The sequence below is a fragment of the Pseudoalteromonas sp. 13-15 genome (genome assembly GCF_001468205.2).
Classification (GTDB): Bacteria; Pseudomonadota; Gammaproteobacteria; order Enterobacterales; family Alteromonadaceae; genus Pseudoalteromonas; species Pseudoalteromonas marina.
In genome coordinates this window covers 309689-332611 of the sequence record NZ_CP019162.1, presented here as the reverse complement: position 1 = coordinate 332611, position 22923 = coordinate 309689, and the positions used below count along the sequence as shown (strand labels likewise).

Below are 22923 nucleotides of genomic sequence, written 5' to 3'. Positions count from 1 at the left end.
TGAGTCTGGTTCTGCCTGAACTTAAAATGCCATCAATTTGCTCTGGCTTCTCTAAGGTATCTTGAAGTTACAACGAGACTAAAGTTTTTTATCAATTGCATGATTTAAAAAAGCACTAGCCCTCTAATTTTATTAAATAGATCTAATCTAAATTTGATTCCAGAATTCTTTTGGCAATAAATTTTTAATCATCCTAGTGTTTAAGAATTTATAAATTTAATTAATAAATTTTGTGAAATTTTTCTAGTCCGCTTAGAGCGAGAAGCAGACGGTCATCTTTTTATATCAAATGCATTTAAGATTTCCTGACTTGAATTAACTGTTGTATTGTAAATAGTAATTTTGCTTCTGTATAAGGAGCGATATAAGTATCGTGAGATAAGGTTTACTTAGCTACTTTTTGTTAATGTAAATAAGGTAATAATTAATTTTTAAGGTTGAAGTAATGGAATATAACAATCTATCCAAGCTTGTAAAAAAAGTTCTCAAAACAGATCAAAGTGGTAATACAACAATGCCCTCAAGACGCGAAATGACAAGCAAAATTTTTGCGTTTATTATGCTTATTCCTGGAATTACTAGCATTGTGATGACAGTAACAAGCGAAGGAGGGGAAAGTATTTTCTTCGCTATTTCTGCAAGCTTCTTTTTAAGTATATCAATATTGCTTTTTGGTCGAAAGAGCCGCTTAGAGTTTAACGGGACAGAAAAACAGCTTAATTTAAAAACCGCATTATGGGGTTACTTTCAAAGAAGTAAAATTGTTGTACCGTTTGATACACTATCATTTGAATTAAGTAGTATAGGCGCGCAAGGCCCTTATCAAATTAAGTTTGTTGATCAGTTATATGAATTTAAACAGTATACAGATGCTAAGATGTTCATTTCGTTTTTATATACGAAATATAATACTACTGCAGTTGAAACCATATCGGATTGGCCTAATAAAACACCGATAAGGTTTGCTCAAAGTGAATTATATAACTCACCTCAAGTTACTCATGATACTAAAAAAGCTAATTCAAACTCTCACCTGGAAGATGAAGATTTTAATAGTGAAGATCTTGTTTTCATTGAAATATGGGATCGCAAATCGCTAATAAAACTATCCCTGCCATTTTTTGTTTTTACAGCCATTGCCGGCTTAGTTAAATACGGAGTGCTGTAATGTATTTTAAAGAACTATCTAGTGAGCTAGCTATTTATCGACAACCGAGGTTAACTAGATTATTGCTAGTTTTGTTGTGTGGTTTCTTTTTATTTATCGGGCTAATTAATGTGTTTAATTCTGATGAAGCAAAATCATTACCGATATGGGTATCTGGGTTTATATGCTGGCTAGGGTGGAGTGGTTCGTTTGGTGGCTATGTATGTCGTTTTGATCTCGCAAAACAAACCTTGGAATTAAAGTCGAGTAGTTTATATACTATTTTTAAACGTGTTTATAAATTATCAGATATTAAAGGTTTTAAAGCTATACCTAGAAAAGGCTACACACATGACTATAGATTATATGCAGTGTTAACTGATAATACTCATATTGCTTTCGCAAACTACAAAGGACGAGGGTTTGCAGTTAAGGAGTGTATAAAAATGGCTGAATTTGTCAGTAAGCCTTATCAAATCAATATTGATACAGCTTCATTATGATTTTCTTAGAACAAAGTAGCGTGGATTAACATTTTTTTAGAAACCAATGCCAGACGCTTACTTCAGGTCTGGCATTGGTTCAAACTTAAGCATCGATCTGTTCTGATACTTCTAACGCATCATCAACTTCTATTCCCAAGTACCTGACAGTGCTTTCTAGTTTTCTATGGCCAAGTAGAAGCTGACAGGCTCTTAAATTTTTAGTTTTTTTGTAAATTAGTGATGGTTTAGTACGTCTCATAGAATGAGTGCCATATTGAGTCTTATCTAACCCAATTGAAGTGACCCAAGAATCAACTATACGTCCATATTGACGGGTTGAAAGGTGTTCTGAGGAATGAATTCGTGACTTAAACAAGTAATCATAAGAGTTGAGAGTAAATTGCTCTATGAGCGCCACAATTGATTTCCTTGTATTCCCAGTAATTTCAAATTGGACGGGCATACCAGTCTTTTTTTGAACGACTATTGCCCTTGATTGAATTGTTTTACCATGTGCGATGTCGTTAACTTTTAGTGAAACTAAATCACACCCTCTTAGTTTGCTATCTATGGCTAGGTTAAATAGTGCTAGATCTCTTATTTTATGAAAAAGTTCTAGTCGTATTCGGATAGCCCATATTTGCTGTAATTTCAGAGGTAACTTTTGTCCTACAAGCTTATTTTTATTCCAAGGCTCTTTAGGCTGATATATTGTTAACTGGTGCATTAGTTGTACTCCGGTGTTTATGGAGTTTTAAGCTTAGCCCGCTACAAAAGAATTCGGGTATGAGCGAGAAGCAGACATTGAAAAGTTAAATTTATTCCTATTTCTTTGAGTAGAAGCTTAATTTTGTCCAATAACATTATTAAACGCCGTTTTGGGGCAAAATAACATGCCTAATTCCGAGCTGTTTTAATCACATGTTTACAAAAGTGATTATTGGTGAAATTATCAGGATATGTAATATACGCCGTTTTGGTGTGTTATAAACCACCAAAATAGTGTTCAATAAGCCGTTATGTTTCAAATGGAATCTATGAATTTAAACGATTTTCAAAAAAAAGTACTTAAAGAAGCTAGTTCCACTTTTGGTTATGGTGGCTTTGCAGTGAAATCTAGCATCCGACACATGGAACGCTCCGTATTGTTGCGTGAAAGTATGCCAGAAATAGCAGCTTTTGTTGCAATTACCGCAGAGGAAGAGTCAGCAACGGCAATATTTGCAGCGTTAAAAAAGCGACGATATGCTAATGCTAATAAATTGAAATTTTGGGATCACAAACACAAATCAGGTATTTCACAATTCTTTGATTTAATTGGTGGCGCGCTGGGTATTTTAAAAAATGAAATTCCATTGGAGCTTTTTTTTGACTCTTTAAACGGAAACAAAAAAGAAAAACTGTGGGTTAGAATGCCAATTGGTGAAGATGGAGACAAAAAGATATGCATTGTTCCACAGCCACCACTAAATCTTGTCTCTGTAGAGCCTAACGGAAAAGCAACCGATTATTTATTGAAAGTTCGTGAAATAGCATCTGATCGTGGCATTGACTCGATATTCAAATACATTCAAGAAATTGCAAATGAAAGAAATAAAATGCTTTATGCATCAAATTCCTCAGTTTCTAAAGTTACTAACATCGATGAAGTCCTTACAAAGCACTTGAGTTCTGCATACCGTAATCATCTTATTTATTTACTTATTGATCAGCATGCACATCAAAATTTGGTTCAAGAAGCTTTAGATGTATTTCTAATTATTCTCAAAAGAATCGACGAAAAAGAAACATAATCGAGGTGCTAATTGTGGGCCTGCACCTGGTAAACTATCAATGACCGCTCATGGCACTCTCCAGCCACTCGATAAAATAATAATTGATAAAGTGTTTTTCTCCGCCTGATGGCTCTTAGCTTATCCGACCTACTCTGGCACTAACTGAAAATACTCTTACTCTAAATTTAAAGTTAAGCTCTAATCAAAAAATATCAATTTTTGTGCCCTACTTTGCTTCAAATTGTAGTTATTATTCTCAATCTGTGACTCAAAATCAGCTTAAGTGATGGTACCCACAAACCCAAACCCGATATCTTATATTTCATAATTTATACGTTGATATTTGTCGAATTAAAATATTTTAACTAGCTTAAAGGCTGGCTGGTCAGTAACTTACATACATATAAAACTAAAAAGCACCCTGATTAACTCAGAGCGCTTTGCGTTTAGGACAAATAAACAAGGGTTATACAAATTTAATAAGGAGATGCTTAAGCATGACCTTCATGCTTGGGGTGTTACTTTTTCGATAATATTCGTAGTTATAGATACCTGTTATCATTCTAGTGCAAAAAAAACTTAGAGCGATAAACCAAGCGAAGTTTTCAGTGGATTGGAACTGTAAACACAATATAGCTGAGCCACTAAATGCGATAATCGAATAGGTAATTTCTATTCGATATTGGCTAAAAGCCTTTAAAATTTTGGACATTAAAAACCGTCATCAAAAGCATCAAAAGAATCATGTTCTATAGAGTCACCTATCGACTCTTCAATTTCATAAACAGTCATTACCCTGTCTGGCTGGCCCACCACATTGCCACCAACATCTACGATATTAGTACTGGCATTTGTGATAGGTAGTCCTGTTGTTGGATTAATAGCAATATCATTAGCGTCGTTTTTCATTTTTAAACCTTAATAATCATTAATTAATGCTTTCAAATTTAATGATTTCGTGATAAAAAACAAACTTGTTTGACTGCGCAGCTCAGCAACAAACAGTTTGAATAAGGCATTCACTTTTCTTCTATTTTCACTTAATTTTTTTAGTAAAAACCCTCTCCTCTTTATCTAAAAAGTTTATTAATAAGTTTAATTTGAAGGCGGCTTTTGTCTGCAAGACAGGTTTTTAGATCGCATTTTTCGGCACGAAAAACTGCAAAATAGCGCCTCAGAATGAGGCCAACAAGCGCGTAATGTGGTGTAGGCGAAGCCGTAGACACATGGAGAAAGCGCGAATGTACAGCTGGTCTGTACTGACCGCGATAGTGTTTCGCATCAGCGAAATTCGATTAAAATTTGGCACAAATTGATATCGAACCATAATTTTCGTCAGAAAATAAAAGCGAAGAAAAATGCGGATAATGGGGCACCCATCGCATTGTCTGAAGCGGCAGTATGGCGGTCAGTACAGAGCGTAGCTCGGTGCATTCGCGCTGGGTATAAAACGCTAGCGCGATAGCGCGTTGAGCCAGCTCGTTGCGGAGCAACACCAGAGCTGACGGGCGTTTTAGACCTATGGTTGAGTAGCGAAGCGACGAGGCCATCCGCTGAAAGCGGCTTTTGTTGCGATAATTATCGCGACAATCATTCCGTACATGCTGCCAGAGCATCTCGGAATGAAAAACGGCAATACATTTATAAAATGATGATAATTTTTGTGTTGCGGTGCTAGTTAATTTTAATAATTAACTCACCAAAAGGATTTTTGAATTGACTCAGCAACCATCAAAAGATTTAGAAACGAAAAACCCGCTTCATACTCACTACCCTCGCTATTTTGATATTAATATGCGGTATTATCTAGGCGAAAATAACCACCAAAAAGGGGTTAACAGAACCAAGGTCTCGGTGCTTATTGCAATTCGGTTTTCTATTGTTACACCAGGCATTGTGCGTTGGCTCTACGGCATTAATCATCGCCTCGCGTTGGAACACCTAAACAGGCTAGAAAAAGATGGTTTACTGCGTGTAGTAAAAACACACCGCAGTCCAGATGGTCGCGTCTATGTGCCTACCTATACTGCTGCCAAATTTGCCGAGGAGTTAATGGGCATCGACGTGTATTTTAGGAGTAATAAAAACCCTGCTCTGCAGTTCAACCAAAATAATGTAGCACACAACCTTATAAACGCATTTGTAATGTTGCGCGGTATACATAATTATCACAGTGATGAAACGTACGCCCCAATGTGGAGTGGATTCATTACCGAGCCTGAATTTAAACGTATTAATAACCTATCTGATGCACGAACTGTGGATGGTGCTGTGCGACTCCTAGATGGCTCTGTTGCAGCAGTTGAAATTGAGCATTCATTTAAAAATAAAACGGCACGACAGGTCATTTTACTAAAATATTTGGCCTCGTTAAAAAAAAACGATTACAGTAAGATTTTTTTATTCTCTCAATCGGTCAAAATTTTTGATGACATTAAACGACTCCACGAACAACTATTTGAGGAAATGCCGCAACGTTTTGACAAGAAGACACGAGCACCACTTCTCAGTGAGAGCGATGCTGAGCTGCTGCGTGCCTCAATAATATACCGAACTAAATTGTGCTCTGAAATTGAAAAAATGTTTTACTCGTAATGCAGTAGTATCAACATTGAGACATCATGATTATTTTATTTATTCAATTGTTTAGAGTAAAAAATCTTAGCTTCATCGTCACCAATGATTTTTGCATACGTTATACAGCGCCTTATATCTGCTTTTGCCAATCTAAAAGCGGGGTTTTCGTTTTGGTTTGATAGCTCATAATTTCCTAATCGATTGAGGTTTCCCCGAGCCCACACACCCTCAGCATGCGACCCCTTATTGACTTTAGGGCGACGAGATAGTCTTGGCCTAGCAAACTCTTCACTTTCACTAGAGCATTGAGTAAAATAGGAAAATTCAATGGCAGTAATACAGTTACCCATTTTTTTAGGCTTAAACGTTACGCGTACATCTGTGTGGGCATTAATTTTTTCAATAGCAGGTAACAGGATGCGGTTTTTAAAATCGCGCCATGCTCCATATGATTCAGATAAAAATAATTTTTGTTTCATCTCTGGCAACTGAAAATTCACAACTACCGCGCCCTGTCGTTTGTAATTTTTATAATTTCGCACCTCGTTTAGGAGTGCATACAACCGAAATGATGCTAGGCTGTTTAATTTTACTGTGTTATGAAAAAATAACCTTGTGAAATTTTTCTCTATATTAAAAATATACGGCTCGATTTCTTCTGAAAACTCAAGTGTAATGAAAGACCCTTGATTTTTCACCTTTTCGTATGAAGCGCTACTCACCCAAGGAATTGAAAGCGACTGCCCGCTATCGTCTAAAATGCTTACAGATTTATCTCTGAGTGACTCTGCGGCAGAACTCAGCTGCTCATAAACGCTGTACTTACTCAGGCCGAAACACTTGGCATATTCCGTTGGATAAATCAGAATTTTTCCTGGGTTAGACTTTTTGGAGTTTACTTTAGACAGCGCGAGATTTATTAATCGCTGCTCATTAATATCGAGCGAATAACCCGCATGTAACAGCTTATTGCCGAAAACAATTCTTGGAGAATTTTTACTACTCATTTCTCTACCTCATTTCTAGTTTATGCTGTTATGCTAACCGCGGCTCAACGAATAAAAGAAATTTCGGTAAGTTTTTTGGTAAAAAAAGTTTTATTTATTTACAGTGAAAATGGCCCCCTAAACCGTATAAATTGCCTACTCATTTCGTATAAAATGCCACAATAAACATATAAATTGCCCACCAAAACAGTAAATATTTTATTTAATTTCAATAAGATAACCCCCTCTAAAAGTATTAAAATAGAAAAAATAAAAATACAGGCACATTTGCAACTTTTATAAATTTATTAATTCATTTCTGACGGTTAAAAAATAAATTAATTATTTTTTTATTTTTTATTTTTTATTTTTTTACCCCGCCACTATCATTTGTAATAAAACTACTGAGTGAACTGACTTACTGAAATACGCAAAAGGGAGATAGACATAAATCTACCTCCCTTGTGCATTTGACCTATGGCCTTGCCAAACATGATTACAATGACCTCGCTTTTGAGGCATCGTAACGAAACCCTGTATTTGCGCAGGACCCCCTCCCAGGTTTGATACTCAGTAACTGAGTAAAATGCCCTATTAAACGCTATTGCAGTTAGGGCAACGAATCAGCAAATAATGATTCAGGCATATTTTGGGAGACATGATCAGGCTGTTACTTTTTAATTTGAAAATAACCATTATGACCTAGTTCAACTGCTAATTATTTCCAATTTCACACTAAGCAAAAACATCATCTTCAAAGTCGCACGGCAGCTCCACACGCTCTATTGGGTCGCTAATTAGAGCATGCATAATCTCGTAGGTGAGTTTTCGCATAGCATACTGGTTGAGCGCTCTATTTGCTGTAATTTCAGGGCCAATAACCTCCCACAGCTCATCTAAATTCGCATTATCACTGCGTAATTCTAATAAGTTTATCTGGTGGTCATTAGCGGTGATTACTCGGCTAAATGAGTGTAATAAATTTAAAAAATCCAATGTTGATACGTATGTATGTTTCATTTTTTCACTATCCTTGTGTGTTTTGTTATCAAAATCGATAACGTATTAGTAAATAAAATCAGACATGGGTATTTAAAACGGTTTACGAAAAAAATTTTTAAAAAAGCGAACAAATGTTCGCTTAGGGGGTTATGCATTGTCGATAATATCGACCCAATCACTTTCTGTTGCTGCAAAAAATGCAGTTGGCGTTTGCATAAATATTTGCTGGAACTCTTCAGAGAACAGCTCACAAAACTGTGTTATTTGCTCTATGTAGATAAGTAAAAAAAGCGTCATGTCGTGCCCTTCTAAATACCTATTCTCAAAACTTGGATTTTTTTCCAACATACTATTTGAAATACTAATGCCAAGTATTTTTCCAACGCTATCTCTATGTAAATAGATGTAATTATTGAAATTTAACTCTAATGTTTGTTCATTAACTACATCTGCTAACAATAAAATTGTAGAGCAGTCATCCCACGGAGATCTACTGGCTCGAACGTATTGGCGAATAAATTGAGATTTAATATTTTTCATGATTTGTCCTCGTTAATTGTCCTGAAATTAACTAGGGCCATGCAATGGGTAAAAGTGAAGAATTGCGTTTTGTTGGTTTAATTTGCAAAAAGAATAAAAATCATTAAGGTTAAAAAAGTTCCTAACTTTGAGGTAGAACAATATGACTGATTATATTTGGCTATTACCTGCGACCATACTAACAATAGTTTTAGTCAAGCTTATTAAAAAGTCCAGAAAGTAAACCTACACTTTAAGTGCATAAATAATTCAGTGTGAAAAATAACTTAAGCCTACCTATTGATAATAAAAATATTGAACAATTAATGAACCAACCCTAACGATCGCTTAAAAAAAACACAAATAAAATTACTTTATCCTCCATTTATCTAAAAAAAATTAAATAAAATTTTGTATATTTTTCTGAATTTTAATCAAGATGAAACGTAAATCTCCATTTGGCGGAGGTATTCAGAAGTTCATCAAAAAAATCACTAAACTTTTGAAATTTATTGAAATTAGTTATCATAGTACTATTAGTTTGATTAATTAAAACTTCAAGCTAACCAATTCTTTTTTTAATAAATTAAAGGTTTCTATGCAAATTATTTTTTCTAATAATGATGGACTTCAAATGCAAAAAGGATTTGCGCTAGCGATAATTACCAATCAAGGTAAGATTATTCAGTCAGGAATGGTTGTTGAGTCAATGGTCTTTGAAGCCATGTTGGCCCACACTATTGAAACCTTTTGTTCTAAGTTTACAAGTATTGACCCTAATTATTTTAAAGAACCTCAATAGCTAAGCCCTTTAGCTAAGTAATATTAAGTATGGCCTGTTGCAAGGTTAAACTTGCAACTGACCTCTTCGTAATTACGTCAAAAGTCATAACCACTAACTAGCTCACCAGTATGTTTATGCAGACGTAACAAACGCCTCTTATCATTATGAAATTCAAGTAAAAGCTCAAAGTAATCAGCATTTGAGGTACCTAACAGACGCTCAAATACATTATTGAGGCCACCTTTATCGCCGCTAAATGTATTTAATTGTAAACTGATGCTTTTAAAAGTGTCTTTAACTAGTTGACGAATAGCTAGACGTTCGTCGTTGGAAAGTTTTATAAGGTTTTTAGTAATTGATAACCACCGATCAGTTACTTCATCACGAAATGAGTTATCAATTCTAGCTAACTTATTTTTACTAATACTAATCTGCGACTCAACATCACGTGCCTCAGACTCAAGTTTGGATATTTTGTTAGCAATGGCCTGTGGCGGAGTTCCATTTAAAGTCAGAAGAGCCTCAGTAAATAAATCTATATCACCATTAATTTTAACTAAACGCGCCCTAAGATTAGCCTCTTGGCTGTTAATGGCCTCCCTATCTCCACCTTTTAACAAAATACGCTGTAGGTTAACCTTATCTTGGCAAAAAGTGACAACTGCTTTTTCTATCACATCAATTTGGACGGTTGAATTCATTTCACAGTTATTTTTTCGCCGTGCTTCAACACAGCCATATCGTTTATGGCTGCTTTTTACTTCATTCAAACATTTGTTTCGATAAACAACATGTGAACCTACAGACTTTCCGCAATTGCCGCATTTAAATACACCTACCCCAGATAAAATACCAACAAACTTCTGTGATTGTTTAGTAGCGCCACGCTTAGATGAATCAGCGACTAAAAAGTTAAATTCAGATTCACTCATCAGCGGAGGATAATAACCTTTAAGGCCATACTCTGCATTCCCTACTTTTACATTGAGCTCACCAATAAGTGAACGACGCTTAACCTCTTTATATACATTGGCACCAGTATGATGAATAGTGCCTGCACCAAACTCACTATTAATTAACATTGCTATTTTTATGCCGCCATATCCTTTTTTAAAAAGCTCTATTTTGCGGAGCATAATTTTTTTATGATGTGGCTCAAATTCAAATATTTTTTTATCATCATTCCACACAGTCCAACTAGGCGGCTTACCACAATTTACTCTGAATCCACGCTTGCCCGCACTCCAATCATCACACTGCTGTTTCAATACATCTCGTACACGTTGAGATTTGGTTTCACTCTCTTCATTTGCTCGCATGAAGATCATCAACATGGCAAGTAACTCAAACGGGTTTTCATCAATAAGTTGGCTGTTATATTCTTTGTTGTCTATTGCGGTTATTACTGTAATACCAGCATTGATTATCTGAGTTACAATACTTGCGCATTCTGAGACCTTCCTTCTTGACATTCTATCTAGACTTTCAATAAGCAAAACTGAGCCTGAAGGGATATTACCGTCCTCTATCGCTTTTAAAAATACTCCAAATGCACCTTTTTTAATATTATTTCCATGATATGCACTAAGGCCTAGATCTCTCATTGTAAGAGACTCATCCAATAATAATCCTCTTTCCTTAGCTACTTTATTTGCATAATCTAATTGCCTTTTAAGGGAATGTCCCTTGGCTTGCTCTTGAGTAGAAAATCTCACATAGCTGAACAACAAAGGTTTTTCTGACATAGGGCTTTTCAAATCGTTAGTTATCTATTATGAAAGGACTGTATCACAATCTAGTTTAATTATACATTGTCTGGCCGACAATCGCTGTCGACACACACATCGATCGTGTATCGAACCGCACTAAATTTGCTATGGGTAAAAACGTTGTTGAAGTAGAAAAAAAGCTCGAAAAAGTAGTGCCAAAAGAGTTCAAAGTTGATGTCCACCACTGGTTAATTCTTCATGGCCGCTACGTGTGCACAGCCCGTAAGCCTAAGTGTGGTAGTTGTATTATTGAAGACTTGTGTGAGTTTAAAGATAAAACAGAGTAAAAGATAAGTTTACGCATAGTGATCAACTTTTTACTTTAAAACAGTTGTAGGACATTCGCTTGCGTGAACTTTTATTGAGAATGAAACATTAAACATGGACGTGCATAAAATATAATTAATGCACATTTACAAAGTATTAATTTCACAAGTGCCAATGCATTGGTTATGCTACTGAGTATTATAAGATTTTATTACGAAAACCCCTATGTTGCCTTTACTGCGTATATTATTAATTGAGCAAGACCAAGCCACTTTAAAAGAGTTGTCTACAAATCTCTCTAAAGCGATACCAAATTTTGAGCGAGACGATATCCATATCGATATTCTTGAGCGTTTTACGCTTAAAGATGCGATAACAAGCGTTGAAGAAGATGGTGATATTCAGGCTGTTGTACTTAGTTGGGATTTACAAAACAAGGTTGGCGAGAGAACGTATAGCCGCTTTATTGAGCAGTTAAAAGCCATTCGATTAGAGCTTCCAGTTTATGTAATTGGCGATGATACTAAAGGACTGGAAATAGTCAACGAGTCAGAAGAAATTGAATCGTTTTTCTTTAAAGACGAGGTTATTTCTGACCCCGAAGCTATTTTAGGCTATATGATCAACGACTTTGACGACCGTTCAGAAACCCCGTTTTGGACTGCGTATCGCCGTTATGTTGGCGAGTCGAACGATTCATGGCACACACCAGGCCATAGTGGTGGCTCTAGCTTTAGAAACTCGCCTTATATTAAAGACTTCTATCAGTTTTATGGCCGCAATGTGTTTGTTGGCGATCTGTCTGTATCTGTCGATTCGTTAGGCTCTTTATCTGATAGCACCAATACCATTGGGCGTGCTCAAGAATCTGCAGCTGCAACGTTTGAGGTAAAGCATACCTACTTTGTTACTAACGGGTCTTCTACTTCAAATAAAATTATTTTACAAACCCTGTTACGTAAGGGGGATAAGGTCATTATTGACCGTAATTGTCATAAATCTGTTCATTATGGCATTTTGCAATCAGCCAGTTTACCCATTTATTTATCGAGTATATTAAACCCTAAATATGGTATTTTTGCGCCACCTTCGTTAGCCGATATAAAACAAACAATAGAGCAAAATACCGATGCAAAACTACTGGTGCTTACCGGTTGTACTTACGATGGTTTATTAAGCGATTTAAAACAAGTTGTGGATTTTGCCCATCAACACGGCATTAAAGTATTCATTGACGAAGCCTGGTTTGCTTACTCTTTGTTTCACCCGAGCCTGCGTTACTACTCAGCCATTCATGCTGGAGCCGATTATGTCACTCATTCAGCACATAAAGTGGTATCGGCGTTTTCACAGGCGTCTTATATTCATGTGAATGATCCAGACTTCGATGCAGATTTTTTTAGAGAAATTTACAGTATTTACGCCAGTACATCGCCCAAGTATCAGCTTATTGCCTCGCTTGACGTATGCCAAAAACAATTGGAAATGGAAGGCTATAAATTACTTAATGCCTTGTTAAACCATGTCGACGAATTTAAACAACAAATGGCATCGTTGAAATACATTAAAGTGCTGGGTAAAGACGATTTTATGGAAATATTTCCACACTTTAGTGAAGATAATATGGGTCACGATCCACTAAAAATCCTTATCGATATTAGTGAATTACCCTACTCATTAAAAGACATTCATAAGTTTTTATTAGATGAAATTGGCCTAGAAATAGAAAAATACACTCACAGTACAATTTTGGTATTATTAACGCTTGGTGGTACTCGTTCGAAGATTATTCGTTTATACAATGCATTAAAAAAACTTGATAGTGGGAGAGTAAAACTAGCCAAATCAACAAGGCGCTCTCGCTTGCCAGAAAGTTTACCAGCCATCGATTTAGCGTGTATTCCAGGCGATGCTTTTTATGGCGAACGCGAGTCGGTGCCTATTGCTAAAAGCAATAATCGTATTTGTGCTGGTTTAGTTACCCCCTATCCTCCAGGTATACCGTTATTAGTTCCAGGGCAACACATCACTGAAGAACATATCGAATACTTAAAAGAGCTTGCCGGTCAAGGGTTAACTATTCAAGGTAGCTTTGATGGTGAAATTTATGTTCTAAAAGGTAAAATAGAAAAATAACCAGTATTTTACCCATTCACTTAATTAAGTGAGCTATTTTGAGGCTGGAAAAACGTGTTGATAGCTAGGCAAAAATATCACTATTTAGTTGCTCTAAATGAACATTTTGTAACGCAGGTAGCGACATGTTTAGCCTCGAAAAATGATTAAGTATTATTGCGGATTAGTATTACATACAATATTCTACGAGAAATTTGTCAGCAGTTTTTAAACCCTGCTGATGTTATTTTCAAAACCAAATACTTTTCTATTGGACAGGCCTTATTTTATATAGCCAACATTAATTAACCGATTAAATACAAACAACGCCTGAGTGTGCCATATAACTCGTTGATATCGATTGGTTTAGGTACATGAAAGATGAAACCTTGCTGGTAGTAATGTCTTACGTCTTTATCCATTACATTGGCTGTTAACGCAATAATAGGCAAATTTGGCAGTATTGTTTTTATCTGTTGATTAGCCTCAATCCCATCCATAATTGGCATATGAATATCCATAAATACCAAATCAAACAACTCTAGTTGAACTGCCTCAAACGCAAGTAAACCATTTTCTACAATTGTAATATCGGCATTTGTTTTAGCCATCATGGCTTTAATCAACACTTGATTAATACTGTTATCTTCGGCAACAAGAATTTTTTTCCCCTGTAAATTAGGCGCTTTAAACGATTTTTTAGGGGCTTTATCTGCTATGTTATTTGCTTTAGGTATTGGTAATTTAATTGTGACAGTTGTACCAAGCCCTTGCTTACTTTGGATATCAATTTCGCCGCCCATCATTTTAACTAAACTAATAGTGATAGACATGCCAAGTCCTGTTCCACCATATTTTCTGGTTGTAGATGAGTCTGCTTGAGTAAACCGCTCAAAAATGTGCTCAGTAACTTCCTTGCTCATCCCTATTCCTGAGTCTACAACCTCTAGGTATATAGCCTCTTTACCTTCAAAAACTTTATTGCTCGCATTTATTTTAACGCTTCCCTTCTCAGTGAATTTAACCGCATTAGAGCTTAAATTTAATAGTATTTGCTTAACTCTAACTAAATCACCCATCCAATATTCGTTATAACTTTCATCTTTATTTACGGTAAAGCCGATACGTTTTTCACTAACTAAGGAGTCTAAGTCATAGGTTATAGAATCTAATACCTCAGTTAATGAGAATGATGCTTTTTCTAACTGTAGTTGGTTGGACTCTATCTTAGAGTAATCTAAAATATCGTTAATTATGGTTAAAAGACTTTGCCCCGAATAAGAGGCATTTTTAAGAACTGCCCTTAATTTCTCAGGTAAACTAGTATTTTCTAGCAGTTGCAAACCACCTAGAATTGCATTCATAGGAGTGCGAATTTCATGACTCATATTAGCCAAAAAGTCACTTTTTGACTGAGCTGCATTTTCAGCAGCTAACTTTGCAACGAACAATTTTCTTATTGCATCTACTTTTTCGGTTACATCGTAATTTACACCAACTACTTTTATGGCAACGCCATGCGAATCTCTCAATATCTCTGCACTTGCTTTAATTGTCCGGATATTTCCATCAGGGTGTACAACGCGAAACTCTGGGTCGTAAATGCCTACCCCGTTGATTGCTTCATCCAACATACGCTCATTATGTTCAGCGTCATCAACATGAACTCTATCTAGCCATGCTTGGTATGTGCAGGAAAACTCTAACTCTGAGATGCCGTATAATTTATACATCCAAGAATCCCATACTAATTTTTCTGTTTTTAAATCTAACTCCCATACTCCAATACCCGCAGAGTCATTGGCTAATTGCATTCGTAAAGCAAAGGAATCCACTTTTTCTTTCGCCGTTTTAATTTGTTGCTCACTCTGCTTTTGATGAGCTATATCTTGAACGACAGACCAAATAAATGTTTCACCTTTGCTATCTGTAATTTTTATACCCGATAATAATACGGGATATACATTGCCGTTTTTATGTATATATTCTTTTTGATACGGCCCATACTGGCCATATTTAGCAAGTAATTCTAGCTGTTCATGTTCTTGTTTTTCGTACTTTTCAGGGGTGAGCTGCCAATAGTCCATTTGATTTAACTCATCAACGCTATAGCCTGTGATTCTGCCAAACTCCTCATTCACAAACTCAAAGCTGCCGTCAGATATTGAATTAATTGCAATACCAACGGGTGCCAAATCAACAAACTTTTCAAACTTTTCTTTTTCTCCCAAAAACGCTTGTTTAAATCGCTGCTTTTCTGAAGCTTCGGTACTGATTTGTTTTTGGGCTATTTCTATATCGGATATGTCTCGACCAACCGCCAATATTAATTGACTGCCCTCTATGAATAATCCAGTCAAGCTAACTAAACAGTTAAACGTTGTGCCATCTAAACGCGAATGTATCCATTTAAAACTATGAAAGCCCTGTTCTATGGCGCAATTTATATGCGCTTTAGCTAAAACATCTGAACGATTACCACAGGGTTGTAACTCGGGTGACAAGTCAGCAGGACTAAGGTTTAAAAAATTGCCCATGCTATTAACACCGTGCATATCAATAGCTGCTTGGTTGCATTCTATAAACTTACCTGAGCTTAAATCGATAACTGAATACGCGTCGGCCGAAGCGTCAAAGATTTTTTTGTACTTATCTCGTTCATAAGTAAGCTCAGCAATCGCTCGCTTTAGTTTTGTGTTTTCTTGCTCAAGATTATTTTTACTGGCAGGCACTACTTCTAACTCATTAACTACGCGTTTTACATAGTATAGAAGCGATGTAAAAATTTGGCAGCTTAATTGCAGAAAAAATCAATTATCTAAAGAGTTTATGCAAAAAAATCATTAACTATTTTCTACACAAACACAGCATTTGATAACTAACTTTCTATTAACTCAGAGCTATTTAAAAACTCAGCCATAGTGACCAAACGTTTACCAACAATAAATTGAACACTCGCATTGACCCATTTCTCAGAAATGTTCTTATAATTTAATTTAGCCAGTAACCACACTGTAGCTATAAAAAGCAGTACTGACGACAAAGAGTAAAACCAAATCATGTGCAGCTCTAAATACTGATATAAATCAATTCCAAAAAGTAGATCAAACCCAATAAAAACATAAGCAAGATAAAAGGGAACTGACATAAGTAGCAACTTGGTCAATTCTAATTTATGAGAACAAACACGGTAAAAATCTTTTTGTAGTTGGTTAACTGGTTTTGAATAGTCAATGTTTGAAATTAAAACAATTTGGCCAATATTTCCTGCAAGCCCAATGATGGCAAACAGATTGAGAATAAAGGCTGAAATGATTGGCGCTGAAAAAGTAAAGCCTGCAGCAATATACTTCCACAACAGTACAATAATAATAAGAAACACACAGCTTTCAATTATTCGTGCCCATTTCATTTTATTAAGTGCTTTTATTTGTTTATTTATTTTTATTTCAGCAAGCTTTGCTTGATTAATTTCAATAGCACTATGTGTATCAGTGCTTTGTTGTTGCCAAGCGCTTTTAAAGTTATCTAAATTCATGTTAAGAATCCCGTGTTTCAAATTGAAGTTTTAATGTGTGTTTAATTCGACTAATTCGCGTAGCAACATTGGTTTTACTGATCCCTAAGCTATTCGCTATGCTTTCGTAAGATTCACTCTCTAAATAAAGGAGCATAATCGCCTTATTTAATTTATCGAGTTGACCAATAAACTCATATAACTGCTTTACCACCTCGTTGCTCTCATCTTCTTGCGATAAGTCAGCAATCTTCACTATGCACTCTTCATTTGCTTTATCTTCTCGACGACTGTCTTTTCGGTAATAAGATATAGCTACATTTAGCGAAATTCGGTACATCCACGTTGAAAACTTATAAGCATTGTTGTAATTATCATAAGCTAGCCACATCGTTGTTAATATTTCTTGGGCTAAGTCTTGTCGGTCATCTTTGTTTTGACAGTATGAATTCACAATCTTATAAATAATGCCTTTATGTTGCTCCATTGCTTGAGCAAATTGTGTTTTTTTAGTTGTGGTCATTTACTGGTTAATCCATCACTTTTTCTTAATTTCATAATATTAAGACTTTAAAGTTTGTTTATTTAATAGCATAAAGCACTCTAGCCCTATTTACGGGTATGCCTTCGATATGCTTTAAATACTATTTAAAACATATCGACCCTAAAGTAATATCTGCTTAGTTTATTATCTAGTTATTCGCAGCAACTGCGAAAAAATCACAAGTTCAAATAAAATTTTTCAATTCAAGCGTTAAACGCGTTGTTAACTCTCTATTTTTAGTCGATGGTAAATATTGCTGAAGAGGCTTTATTAAGTGGGTTTAATATTTAAACGGTGGCTTTTAACCTCTCTGTTAAGGTTAAATAAACTGAAGTATTTTTTGATAGTAGCTAGCTAATCATGCATAAAATTAGTGCTTAAAATAACCTTTTTGTAAAAAATGTATAGTTTGATAAGCAACATTTTCGTTGTAGCGCATTTCAGAGTGGCTTACATTAATAGTAATAAAATCATGCATGTTCGCTAATTTTGTGGACTCAACCGATACAAGCCCATCATTAACACCATTAAATTTATCGTTAGTTAAGCTAGACGACTTTGTACCTGCTATTACGCCAAACTTTACAGTTAACTCTCCCAAATTATTACCAAGGCTATTCACACCTGTAACTAATGATTTGCTAATGCCGCCTCCTAAAGTAATTAACCAAGAGTTTTTAAAATGATCAGCCAGTTCACTCCCTTTATTTGGCGTGCCTATTAAAACGCTATTTCCTATAGCCACATTTTTTAGTGTGTGATTAGCGTTTTGTAAATATGCTCTAATTACTAACCCACCTAAAGAATGCCCTACAAAGTGCACTTTTGAAGAATTGATAATACAGGCATCAATTTGTTTTGTTGTGTCTTTCAATACTGCCTCAACACTTTCGCCAATTGTTGCGTAATCTAAACTGCATACTTTATACCCTGTTTGCTCTAGCCTTTGAGCTAATTTCCACATGGCCCAATCGCTTCTTCCTAATCCATGTGCCAGCACAATAAGATCTTTATCAATATCATCGCCCGACGAAGCTTGGTTCGTATTTACGCAACCTGTTGCTGTAAAAAGTGTAATAAACAACACGAATGTAATTTTTAATAGCATTATCTAACCACCTAAATTTTTACGCATCGAACTGAAAACATATACTCTTTATTAAGCTTCGCACGGCGAATTTCGCCCTTGTGAGAGTTCCACCACGAATAAGCAAGTGTTCTTGCATAAGCCTCAGAATTAGTTGCATTGGTGCTTGTCCAAAACTCGGTATACATACCCTGAGTGATATACCAATTTCCTAATTTGACCCCCGCAGGCATAGCAGAAAAGCCGTATTTATTTACTTGCAATTGATTAAAACGCTTAAAAATAGTGTCGGGTTGTTTTGCTTTTAACGTAATTGCCACGTCGTCTTGTCCACGCCACCCAAGTTTATCCACGTCTGTTTTATCTATTCCTATAGCTATCTCTAAAGTTTTGTAGTCTTCATCAGAGGCGACTCGCCATCCTTCTGGGCAAAGGTTTCGCGTATCTGTTACGTCATACCAATCGTAAAGCCTACCATAAATAGCTAAATTACTTTTATCATCATTAGGTATAAAGCCAGTATTAACCTTTGAGCCATCTTGAAACTTAGTCACACGAAGGTTTTCAGCTAACCATATTTGTTTACCAATCGTAACTGTTCGATAAATATTACCTTCATGATCCTGAACCAACGCGCTATTTATTGATGGTTGTGAAGTGTTTTGTTCGCTAATAAGTTCATTCGCTAACGCTGTTGAGGCCGACATAAATATTCCCAATATATAAATGAAATGTTTCATAGGTGCTCGACTAGTAAATATTGCTTTCTACAGTTGCCATTTAAATGCTGTTTGTTGTTCCGAAAGCGTCCATAATTTTGTTAAAACCTTTTTATCTAACACAAATGATTCGAGCTTACATTCGCCTACAGGGCCGCCAAAGTTTAAAAATCCGGTTGGTCCGTAGTAGGCATGCTGTTTTAGGTTACTTTGAGCTGCGCACATTACTTCTGGATAAGCGCCTTTTTCAGCTGATTGAGCAACACCCAGTTTGACCATAAATGACCACGATAACCTAGTAGCAAAACTTGCTGTTTCCCTAATTAATGATGTGTTTGATGCCCCAGGATGACAAACATATACTTCCACATTTTTATCGGCCGCTTTAACTTTATTTTGTAGCTCGTAAGCAAACATCATTTGCGCCAATTTACTTTGGCTATACACTTTATTTGCGTTGTAATTTTTATCCCAGTTCATGTCTTCAAACTGAATTGTTTTAAGCCCCATTTTGTGCCCTTCACTCGACACCACAACAATACGTCCCTTCGATGTGTTAATTCGCTCAAACAACAAACCACATAATAAAAAGTGGCCATAATGGTTAACCCCTAACTGGCTTTCAAAACCATCTGCTGTAAATTGTTGCTGCTCAACTTGCGCTATTGCACCATTACAAATTAGTGCGTTAATTTGAGGTACTTTTATCAAAATTTCTGTGCAAGCAGTGCGTACTGATGTCAAATCGGCTAAATCCAATGTTATAAAGCTGACGTTTGCGCCACTGCCAAATTCATCCTTGAGCTTTGTAATTGCCAGCACAGATTTATTTGGATTACGATTTAGCATAACAACATTGGCTCCCTTAGAGAGTAATATGCGAGTTGCTTGAAAGCCCGCGCCTGTATTTGCTCCCGTAATTAGATAAGTTTTACCATGCAAAGCGCTTAAGTTTTCAGGTGTCCAGCCGTTAGGCCCAAATTGATTTTTTTGCGTCATAATGTTGTCCAAGATGAATAATGTTAATTTTAATATGCAGACATTATAATCTCAGCCACACATGCTAAAAGGCGTAATAATCCTTAAAACATGCCTATTTGTATCACTTTGTTGAGTTACACAAACTCTAATGCTAATTTTACCACCTGTTTAATGAGTGATTATTGACTATGAGTAAAGCCAAAATACTACAACTAATTAATAGAAAAATGAATGAAAGCGGCATGGTACAAACAGGTATTGAAGGCATTCAATTATTTAAAATCACAGACCCTATTGAATGTTCACCAGCGGTCTATGAACCTTCTGTCACGGCTATTGTTTTAGGCACAAAAGAAGCTATTTTAGATGGCAACAAACACCTTTATGACAACACACAATACATATGTTGCACAATGCCTATGCCTATTGAAGCTGGTACTCCAAAAGCCTCGACAGATAACCCATTAATAGGTGTATACATTTCGATAGATACAGGAATTATGACCGAGTTAGCACTCGAGATTCAAAGCGCAACTAGCACCCAACAAATACCTAACGTGAGTTATCCTTCACAAAGTATTTTAACTGCCGATTGGGACCCTAACTTTACCGATGCGTTATATAAAGTGTTGTTGCTCGACGATGATGCTGTTGATTTAGCCATATTGAAAAAAGCACGCTTGCGTGAGCTATATTACGCGCTGTTAAAAGGTCAAGCAGGCTATGCATTTAAACGAGCATTTGGTGTGGGTAACGAGATTGCACGTTCAATTGCCTTTTTATCATCTCATTTGCATGAAAACATAACCATTGAAGACATGGCTAGCCAAATAGGTATGAGCCGTGCTGTATTTCATCGTAAATTTAAACAAGCAACTAACATGTCCCCTATTCAATTTGTTAAATCAATGAGGCTTAACCATGCCGCCATGAAAATAACACAAGGTACCAATGTCAACGTTGCTGCCATGGAAATGGGTTATGTAAGCAGTTCTCAGTTCAGCAGAGAATTTAAAAGAATGTATGGCTTATCGCCCAAGCAATGGAGCCAACAAAATTAGCACAATAAAGGCGATATTTTAACGGCTTATACATGTAAAAGAGTGAGTACCTAACTTGTGAAAAGTTATACTTATTAGCTTAGTAACACTGCATAACCCAACTTATCTTATGGTTCATAAATAATTTTATAACGATCTTTGCCAGACTTTTTAATTTGGTACATTGCCGCATCTGATTTTTTTATTTCATCATCTATGTCAGTGCTATTGTTTGGTGATACCACGTTTAACCCCATACTTACGGTTACATTTATTGTGTTTTCACCTTCAACAGGCACTTTAAGATCTCTAATTGCATTTATAAGTTTTTCGGCAACGGGTTCAGCATCGTCTACTTCTTTTAAAATAACAGCAAAAGCAAACTCTTCACCACCAAAGCGGCAAAACACATCATCAATTCTCAATATGTGCGTTAATATGTTTGCTAATTCAACAAGTACGCGATCACCCACATCATGACCATAGGTATCGTTAACAGCTTTAAAGTTATCAACATCAAATAATCCAAACGCAATTATACCCCCACGCCTGACACTTCCTTTGACTAATTTATTAACTTGATCTGAAAAAAAGCGACGATTAGGAATTCCAGTTAATGGGTCAAAAAACGCTATTTTTTCAAGTTGAGACTTAGCTTGTTGTAATTCAAATGTTCTTTCTTGTACTAAATTTTCTAGGTTAACTTTTAACTCTTTTAAATCTTTATTTCGTTTTTCTAACTGTTCGGTTTGAAATTTACTTTTTGAAACATCCCGTTGAATTGCTGCAAAATGAGTAACCTCACCAAACTTATTTTTCAACGGAATAATATTCATTTCAACCCAATAGGGCCTTCCTCTAACATCATAATTTAACAGTGTTTCAGTTACTTCTTCTCGACGTTCTAGCGCAGCGTATATTCTTTGTTTGCCTTTAGAATCGGTCAAATCACCTTGTAAAATTCGAGGCGTTTCACCAATAACTTCTGCTGAGGTATAGCCAGTGAGTACTTCAAAAGCCTTATTTACGTAAATTATTTTAGGCCCTTCAGGGTGTTTGATATTTTTTGCATCGGTAATAACAACCATGTCTTGCGTATTTTCGACCACATCTTGAAATGAAATTTGCTGCTTAGCGTCAGAAATATCAGTGATGGTTACAACAATAAAGTTTTTATCATCGTCATGTCCTTCAAAGTAAGCGTTAGCCATAAACCAGCTTATGTCTTTTTTTGCCCCGCCAACAACACCTATAATTTTATTAACTACTTTATTTTTTGTAGCTTTAACAATATTAACTGGATAATCATCAACAGACATTAGATTGCTTTGCTCGTCAATGAGTGTCCAATTAGGGTCATAAATGTCTCGCCCTATTGCTTGCTCGTAATCTAAATTTAGTAACTGCAAACCGATTGGGTTTATGTAAACAATTGATGTATCCCAGTTATGAATAATCACACCTACTTGTGCATACTCAAGTAAGTTTTTAAAATTTAAATCACTGATACCATTCATGAATGATCTCATTTAAAAAAATATTAATACCAAAAAGGTAGTAAACAAATAGAGAAAATGAAACCAATTAGTACCTAATTTAATTTAAAAAC

The 22923-nt window shown here is 35.8% G+C and carries 20 protein-coding genes and 1 pseudogene; 8 read left to right on the top strand and 13 right to left on the bottom strand.

Annotation, left to right across the window (positions count from 1 at the left end; translation table 11 throughout):
- The first annotated feature begins 445 nt into the window (after nucleotides 1-445).
- Both ATS72_RS01660 and ATS72_RS01655 read left to right on the top strand, forming a co-directional pair.
- Nucleotides 446-1168 carry a hypothetical protein gene (locus ATS72_RS01660; protein WP_010388416.1) on the top strand — a complete coding sequence of 241 codons (723 nt, stop codon included), beginning with the start codon at nucleotides 446-448 and terminating at the stop codon, nucleotides 1166-1168.
- Complete coding sequence (locus ATS72_RS01655) at nucleotides 1168-1650, top strand: hypothetical protein (protein WP_010388418.1); 483 nt, start codon at nucleotides 1168-1170, stop codon at nucleotides 1648-1650. Before ATS72_RS01660 ends, ATS72_RS01655 begins: the two co-directional genes overlap by 1 nt.
- An 85-nt stretch (nucleotides 1651-1735) precedes the next feature.
- On the opposite strand, the gene ATS72_RS01650 is transcribed toward ATS72_RS01655, so the two are convergent.
- Nucleotides 1736-2359, bottom strand: a complete 624-nt coding sequence (locus ATS72_RS01650; RefSeq protein WP_010388419.1) for a tyrosine-type recombinase/integrase — start codon at nucleotides 2357-2359, stop codon at nucleotides 1736-1738.
- Nucleotides 2360-2669: 310 nt separating this feature from the next.
- Between ATS72_RS01650 and ATS72_RS01645 the strand changes: the two genes are divergently transcribed.
- Entirely contained in the window at nucleotides 2670-3425 is a 756-nt protein-coding gene (locus ATS72_RS01645) for a hypothetical protein (RefSeq protein ID WP_058428653.1), read from the top strand.
- A 693-nt stretch (nucleotides 3426-4118) separates the two neighbouring features.
- On the opposite strand, the gene ATS72_RS01635 is transcribed toward ATS72_RS01645, so the two are convergent.
- Entirely contained in the window at nucleotides 4119-4316 is a 198-nt protein-coding gene (locus ATS72_RS01635; protein WP_002963063.1) for a hypothetical protein, read from the bottom strand.
- A gap of 807 nt (nucleotides 4317-5123) precedes the next feature.
- Here ATS72_RS01635 and ATS72_RS01625 point away from each other — a divergent pair.
- Entirely contained in the window at nucleotides 5124-6002 is an 879-nt protein-coding gene (locus ATS72_RS01625) for a hypothetical protein (RefSeq protein ID WP_002962291.1), read from the top strand.
- 35 nt (nucleotides 6003-6037) lie between these two features.
- Here ATS72_RS01625 and ATS72_RS01620 read toward each other — a convergent pair whose 3' ends face one another.
- From ATS72_RS01620 to ATS72_RS01610, 3 genes are all read right to left on the bottom strand, one after another.
- Nucleotides 6038-6991 carry a replication initiation protein gene (locus ATS72_RS01620; protein ID WP_002962290.1) on the bottom strand — a complete coding sequence of 318 codons (954 nt, stop codon included), beginning with the start codon at nucleotides 6989-6991 and terminating at the stop codon, nucleotides 6038-6040.
- Between the two features lie 714 nt (nucleotides 6992-7705).
- Nucleotides 7706-7990, bottom strand: a complete 285-nt coding sequence (locus tag ATS72_RS01615; RefSeq protein ID WP_004589244.1) for a hypothetical protein — start codon at nucleotides 7988-7990, stop codon at nucleotides 7706-7708.
- A gap of 129 nt (nucleotides 7991-8119) precedes the next feature.
- The gene (locus ATS72_RS01610) at nucleotides 8120-8512 is read right to left on the bottom strand and encodes a hypothetical protein (RefSeq protein ID WP_004589243.1); all 393 of its coding nucleotides are present in this window, start codon (nucleotides 8510-8512) and stop codon (nucleotides 8120-8122) included.
- A 577-nt stretch (nucleotides 8513-9089) separates the two neighbouring features.
- On the opposite strand from ATS72_RS01610, the gene ATS72_RS01605 reads away from it, so the two are divergent.
- On the top strand, nucleotides 9090-9293 hold the full coding sequence (locus ATS72_RS01605; protein WP_004589242.1) for a hypothetical protein: 204 nt from the start codon (nucleotides 9090-9092) through the stop codon (nucleotides 9291-9293).
- A gap of 77 nt (nucleotides 9294-9370) precedes the next feature.
- On the opposite strand, the gene ATS72_RS01600 is transcribed toward ATS72_RS01605, so the two are convergent.
- Nucleotides 9371-11020: a recombinase family protein gene (locus ATS72_RS01600; protein ID WP_004589241.1), complete on the bottom strand. Its 1650-nt coding sequence runs from the start codon at nucleotides 11018-11020 to the stop codon at nucleotides 9371-9373.
- A 71-nt stretch (nucleotides 11021-11091) separates the two neighbouring features.
- Here ATS72_RS01600 and ATS72_RS01595 point away from each other — a divergent pair.
- Nucleotides 11092-11331: pseudogene (locus tag ATS72_RS01595) on the top strand (endonuclease III); the annotation flags it as partial.
- A 205-nt stretch (nucleotides 11332-11536) separates the two neighbouring features.
- Nucleotides 11537-13447 carry an aminotransferase class V-fold PLP-dependent enzyme gene (locus ATS72_RS01590; protein ID WP_008131420.1) on the top strand — a complete coding sequence of 637 codons (1911 nt, stop codon included), beginning with the start codon at nucleotides 11537-11539 and terminating at the stop codon, nucleotides 13445-13447.
- A gap of 284 nt (nucleotides 13448-13731) precedes the next feature.
- Here the strand turns inward: ATS72_RS01590 and ATS72_RS01585 are convergent, their stop codons facing one another.
- From ATS72_RS01585 to ATS72_RS01560, 6 genes are all read right to left on the bottom strand, one after another.
- The gene (locus ATS72_RS01585) at nucleotides 13732-16158 is read right to left on the bottom strand and encodes a PAS domain-containing hybrid sensor histidine kinase/response regulator (protein ID WP_058428652.1); all 2427 of its coding nucleotides are present in this window, start codon (nucleotides 16156-16158) and stop codon (nucleotides 13732-13734) included.
- Nucleotides 16159-16304: 146 nt separating this feature from the next.
- Complete coding sequence (locus ATS72_RS01580) at nucleotides 16305-16964, bottom strand: hypothetical protein (RefSeq protein ID WP_058428651.1); 660 nt, start codon at nucleotides 16962-16964, stop codon at nucleotides 16305-16307.
- A 1-nt stretch (nucleotide 16965) separates the two neighbouring features.
- Nucleotides 16966-17466 carry an RNA polymerase sigma factor gene (locus tag ATS72_RS01575; RefSeq protein ID WP_039036685.1) on the bottom strand — a complete coding sequence of 167 codons (501 nt, stop codon included), beginning with the start codon at nucleotides 17464-17466 and terminating at the stop codon, nucleotides 16966-16968.
- Nucleotides 17467-17857: 391 nt separating this feature from the next.
- The gene (locus ATS72_RS01570) at nucleotides 17858-18595 is read right to left on the bottom strand and encodes an alpha/beta fold hydrolase (RefSeq protein ID WP_058428650.1); all 738 of its coding nucleotides are present in this window, start codon (nucleotides 18593-18595) and stop codon (nucleotides 17858-17860) included.
- Nucleotides 18596-18606: 11 nt separating this feature from the next.
- Complete coding sequence (locus ATS72_RS01565; RefSeq protein ID WP_058428649.1) at nucleotides 18607-19281, bottom strand: fibrobacter succinogenes major paralogous domain-containing protein; 675 nt, start codon at nucleotides 19279-19281, stop codon at nucleotides 18607-18609.
- 60 nt (nucleotides 19282-19341) lie between these two features.
- On the bottom strand, nucleotides 19342-20292 hold the full coding sequence (locus ATS72_RS01560) for an SDR family oxidoreductase (protein WP_008131435.1): 951 nt from the start codon (nucleotides 20290-20292) through the stop codon (nucleotides 19342-19344).
- A gap of 170 nt (nucleotides 20293-20462) precedes the next feature.
- Here ATS72_RS01560 and ATS72_RS01555 point away from each other — a divergent pair, with 170 nt between their 5' ends.
- Nucleotides 20463-21335, top strand: coding sequence for an AraC family transcriptional regulator (locus tag ATS72_RS01555; protein ID WP_058428648.1), 873 nt, complete (start codon nucleotides 20463-20465; stop codon nucleotides 21333-21335).
- Between the two features lie 107 nt (nucleotides 21336-21442).
- On the opposite strand, the gene ATS72_RS01550 is transcribed toward ATS72_RS01555, so the two are convergent.
- Nucleotides 21443-22831 carry a sensor domain-containing diguanylate cyclase gene (locus tag ATS72_RS01550; protein ID WP_058428647.1) on the bottom strand — a complete coding sequence of 463 codons (1389 nt, stop codon included), beginning with the start codon at nucleotides 22829-22831 and terminating at the stop codon, nucleotides 21443-21445.
- Between the last annotated feature and the right edge of the window lie 92 nt (nucleotides 22832-22923).

Coding starts and splice junctions, on each gene's coding strand:
- ATS72_RS01660 (WP_010388416.1), top strand. CDS start 446: ATGGAATATAACAATCTATCCAAGCTTGTAAAAAAAGTTCTCAAAACA.
- ATS72_RS01655 (WP_010388418.1), top strand. CDS start 1,168: ATGTATTTTAAAGAACTATCTAGTGAGCTAGCTATTTATCGACAACCG.
- ATS72_RS01650 (WP_010388419.1), bottom strand. CDS start 2,359: ATGCACCAGTTAACAATATATCAGCCTAAAGAGCCTTGGAATAAAAAT.
- ATS72_RS01645 (WP_058428653.1), top strand. CDS start 2,670: ATGAATTTAAACGATTTTCAAAAAAAAGTACTTAAAGAAGCTAGTTCC.
- ATS72_RS01635 (WP_002963063.1), bottom strand. CDS start 4,316: ATGAAAAACGACGCTAATGATATTGCTATTAATCCAACAACAGGACTA.
- ATS72_RS01620 (WP_002962290.1), bottom strand. CDS start 6,991: ATGAGTAGTAAAAATTCTCCAAGAATTGTTTTCGGCAATAAGCTGTTA.
- ATS72_RS01615 (WP_004589244.1), bottom strand. CDS start 7,990: ATGAAACATACATACGTATCAACATTGGATTTTTTAAATTTATTACAC.
- ATS72_RS01610 (WP_004589243.1), bottom strand. CDS start 8,512: ATGAAAAATATTAAATCTCAATTTATTCGCCAATACGTTCGAGCCAGT.
- ATS72_RS01605 (WP_004589242.1), top strand. CDS start 9,090: ATGCAAATTATTTTTTCTAATAATGATGGACTTCAAATGCAAAAAGGA.
- ATS72_RS01600 (WP_004589241.1), bottom strand. CDS start 11,020: ATGTCAGAAAAACCTTTGTTGTTCAGCTATGTGAGATTTTCTACTCAA.
- ATS72_RS01590 (WP_008131420.1), top strand. CDS start 11,537: ATGTTGCCTTTACTGCGTATATTATTAATTGAGCAAGACCAAGCCACT.
- ATS72_RS01580 (WP_058428651.1), bottom strand. CDS start 16,964: ATGAATTTAGATAACTTTAAAAGCGCTTGGCAACAACAAAGCACTGAT.
- ATS72_RS01575 (WP_039036685.1), bottom strand. CDS start 17,466: ATGACCACAACTAAAAAAACACAATTTGCTCAAGCAATGGAGCAACAT.
- ATS72_RS01570 (WP_058428650.1), bottom strand. CDS start 18,595: ATGCTATTAAAAATTACATTCGTGTTGTTTATTACACTTTTTACAGCA.
- ATS72_RS01565 (WP_058428649.1), bottom strand. CDS start 19,281: ATGTCGGCCTCAACAGCGTTAGCGAATGAACTTATTAGCGAACAAAAC.
- ATS72_RS01560 (WP_008131435.1), bottom strand. CDS start 20,292: ATGACGCAAAAAAATCAATTTGGGCCTAACGGCTGGACACCTGAAAAC.
- ATS72_RS01555 (WP_058428648.1), top strand. CDS start 20,463: ATGAGTAAAGCCAAAATACTACAACTAATTAATAGAAAAATGAATGAA.
- ATS72_RS01550 (WP_058428647.1), bottom strand. CDS start 22,831: ATGAATGGTATCAGTGATTTAAATTTTAAAAACTTACTTGAGTATGCA.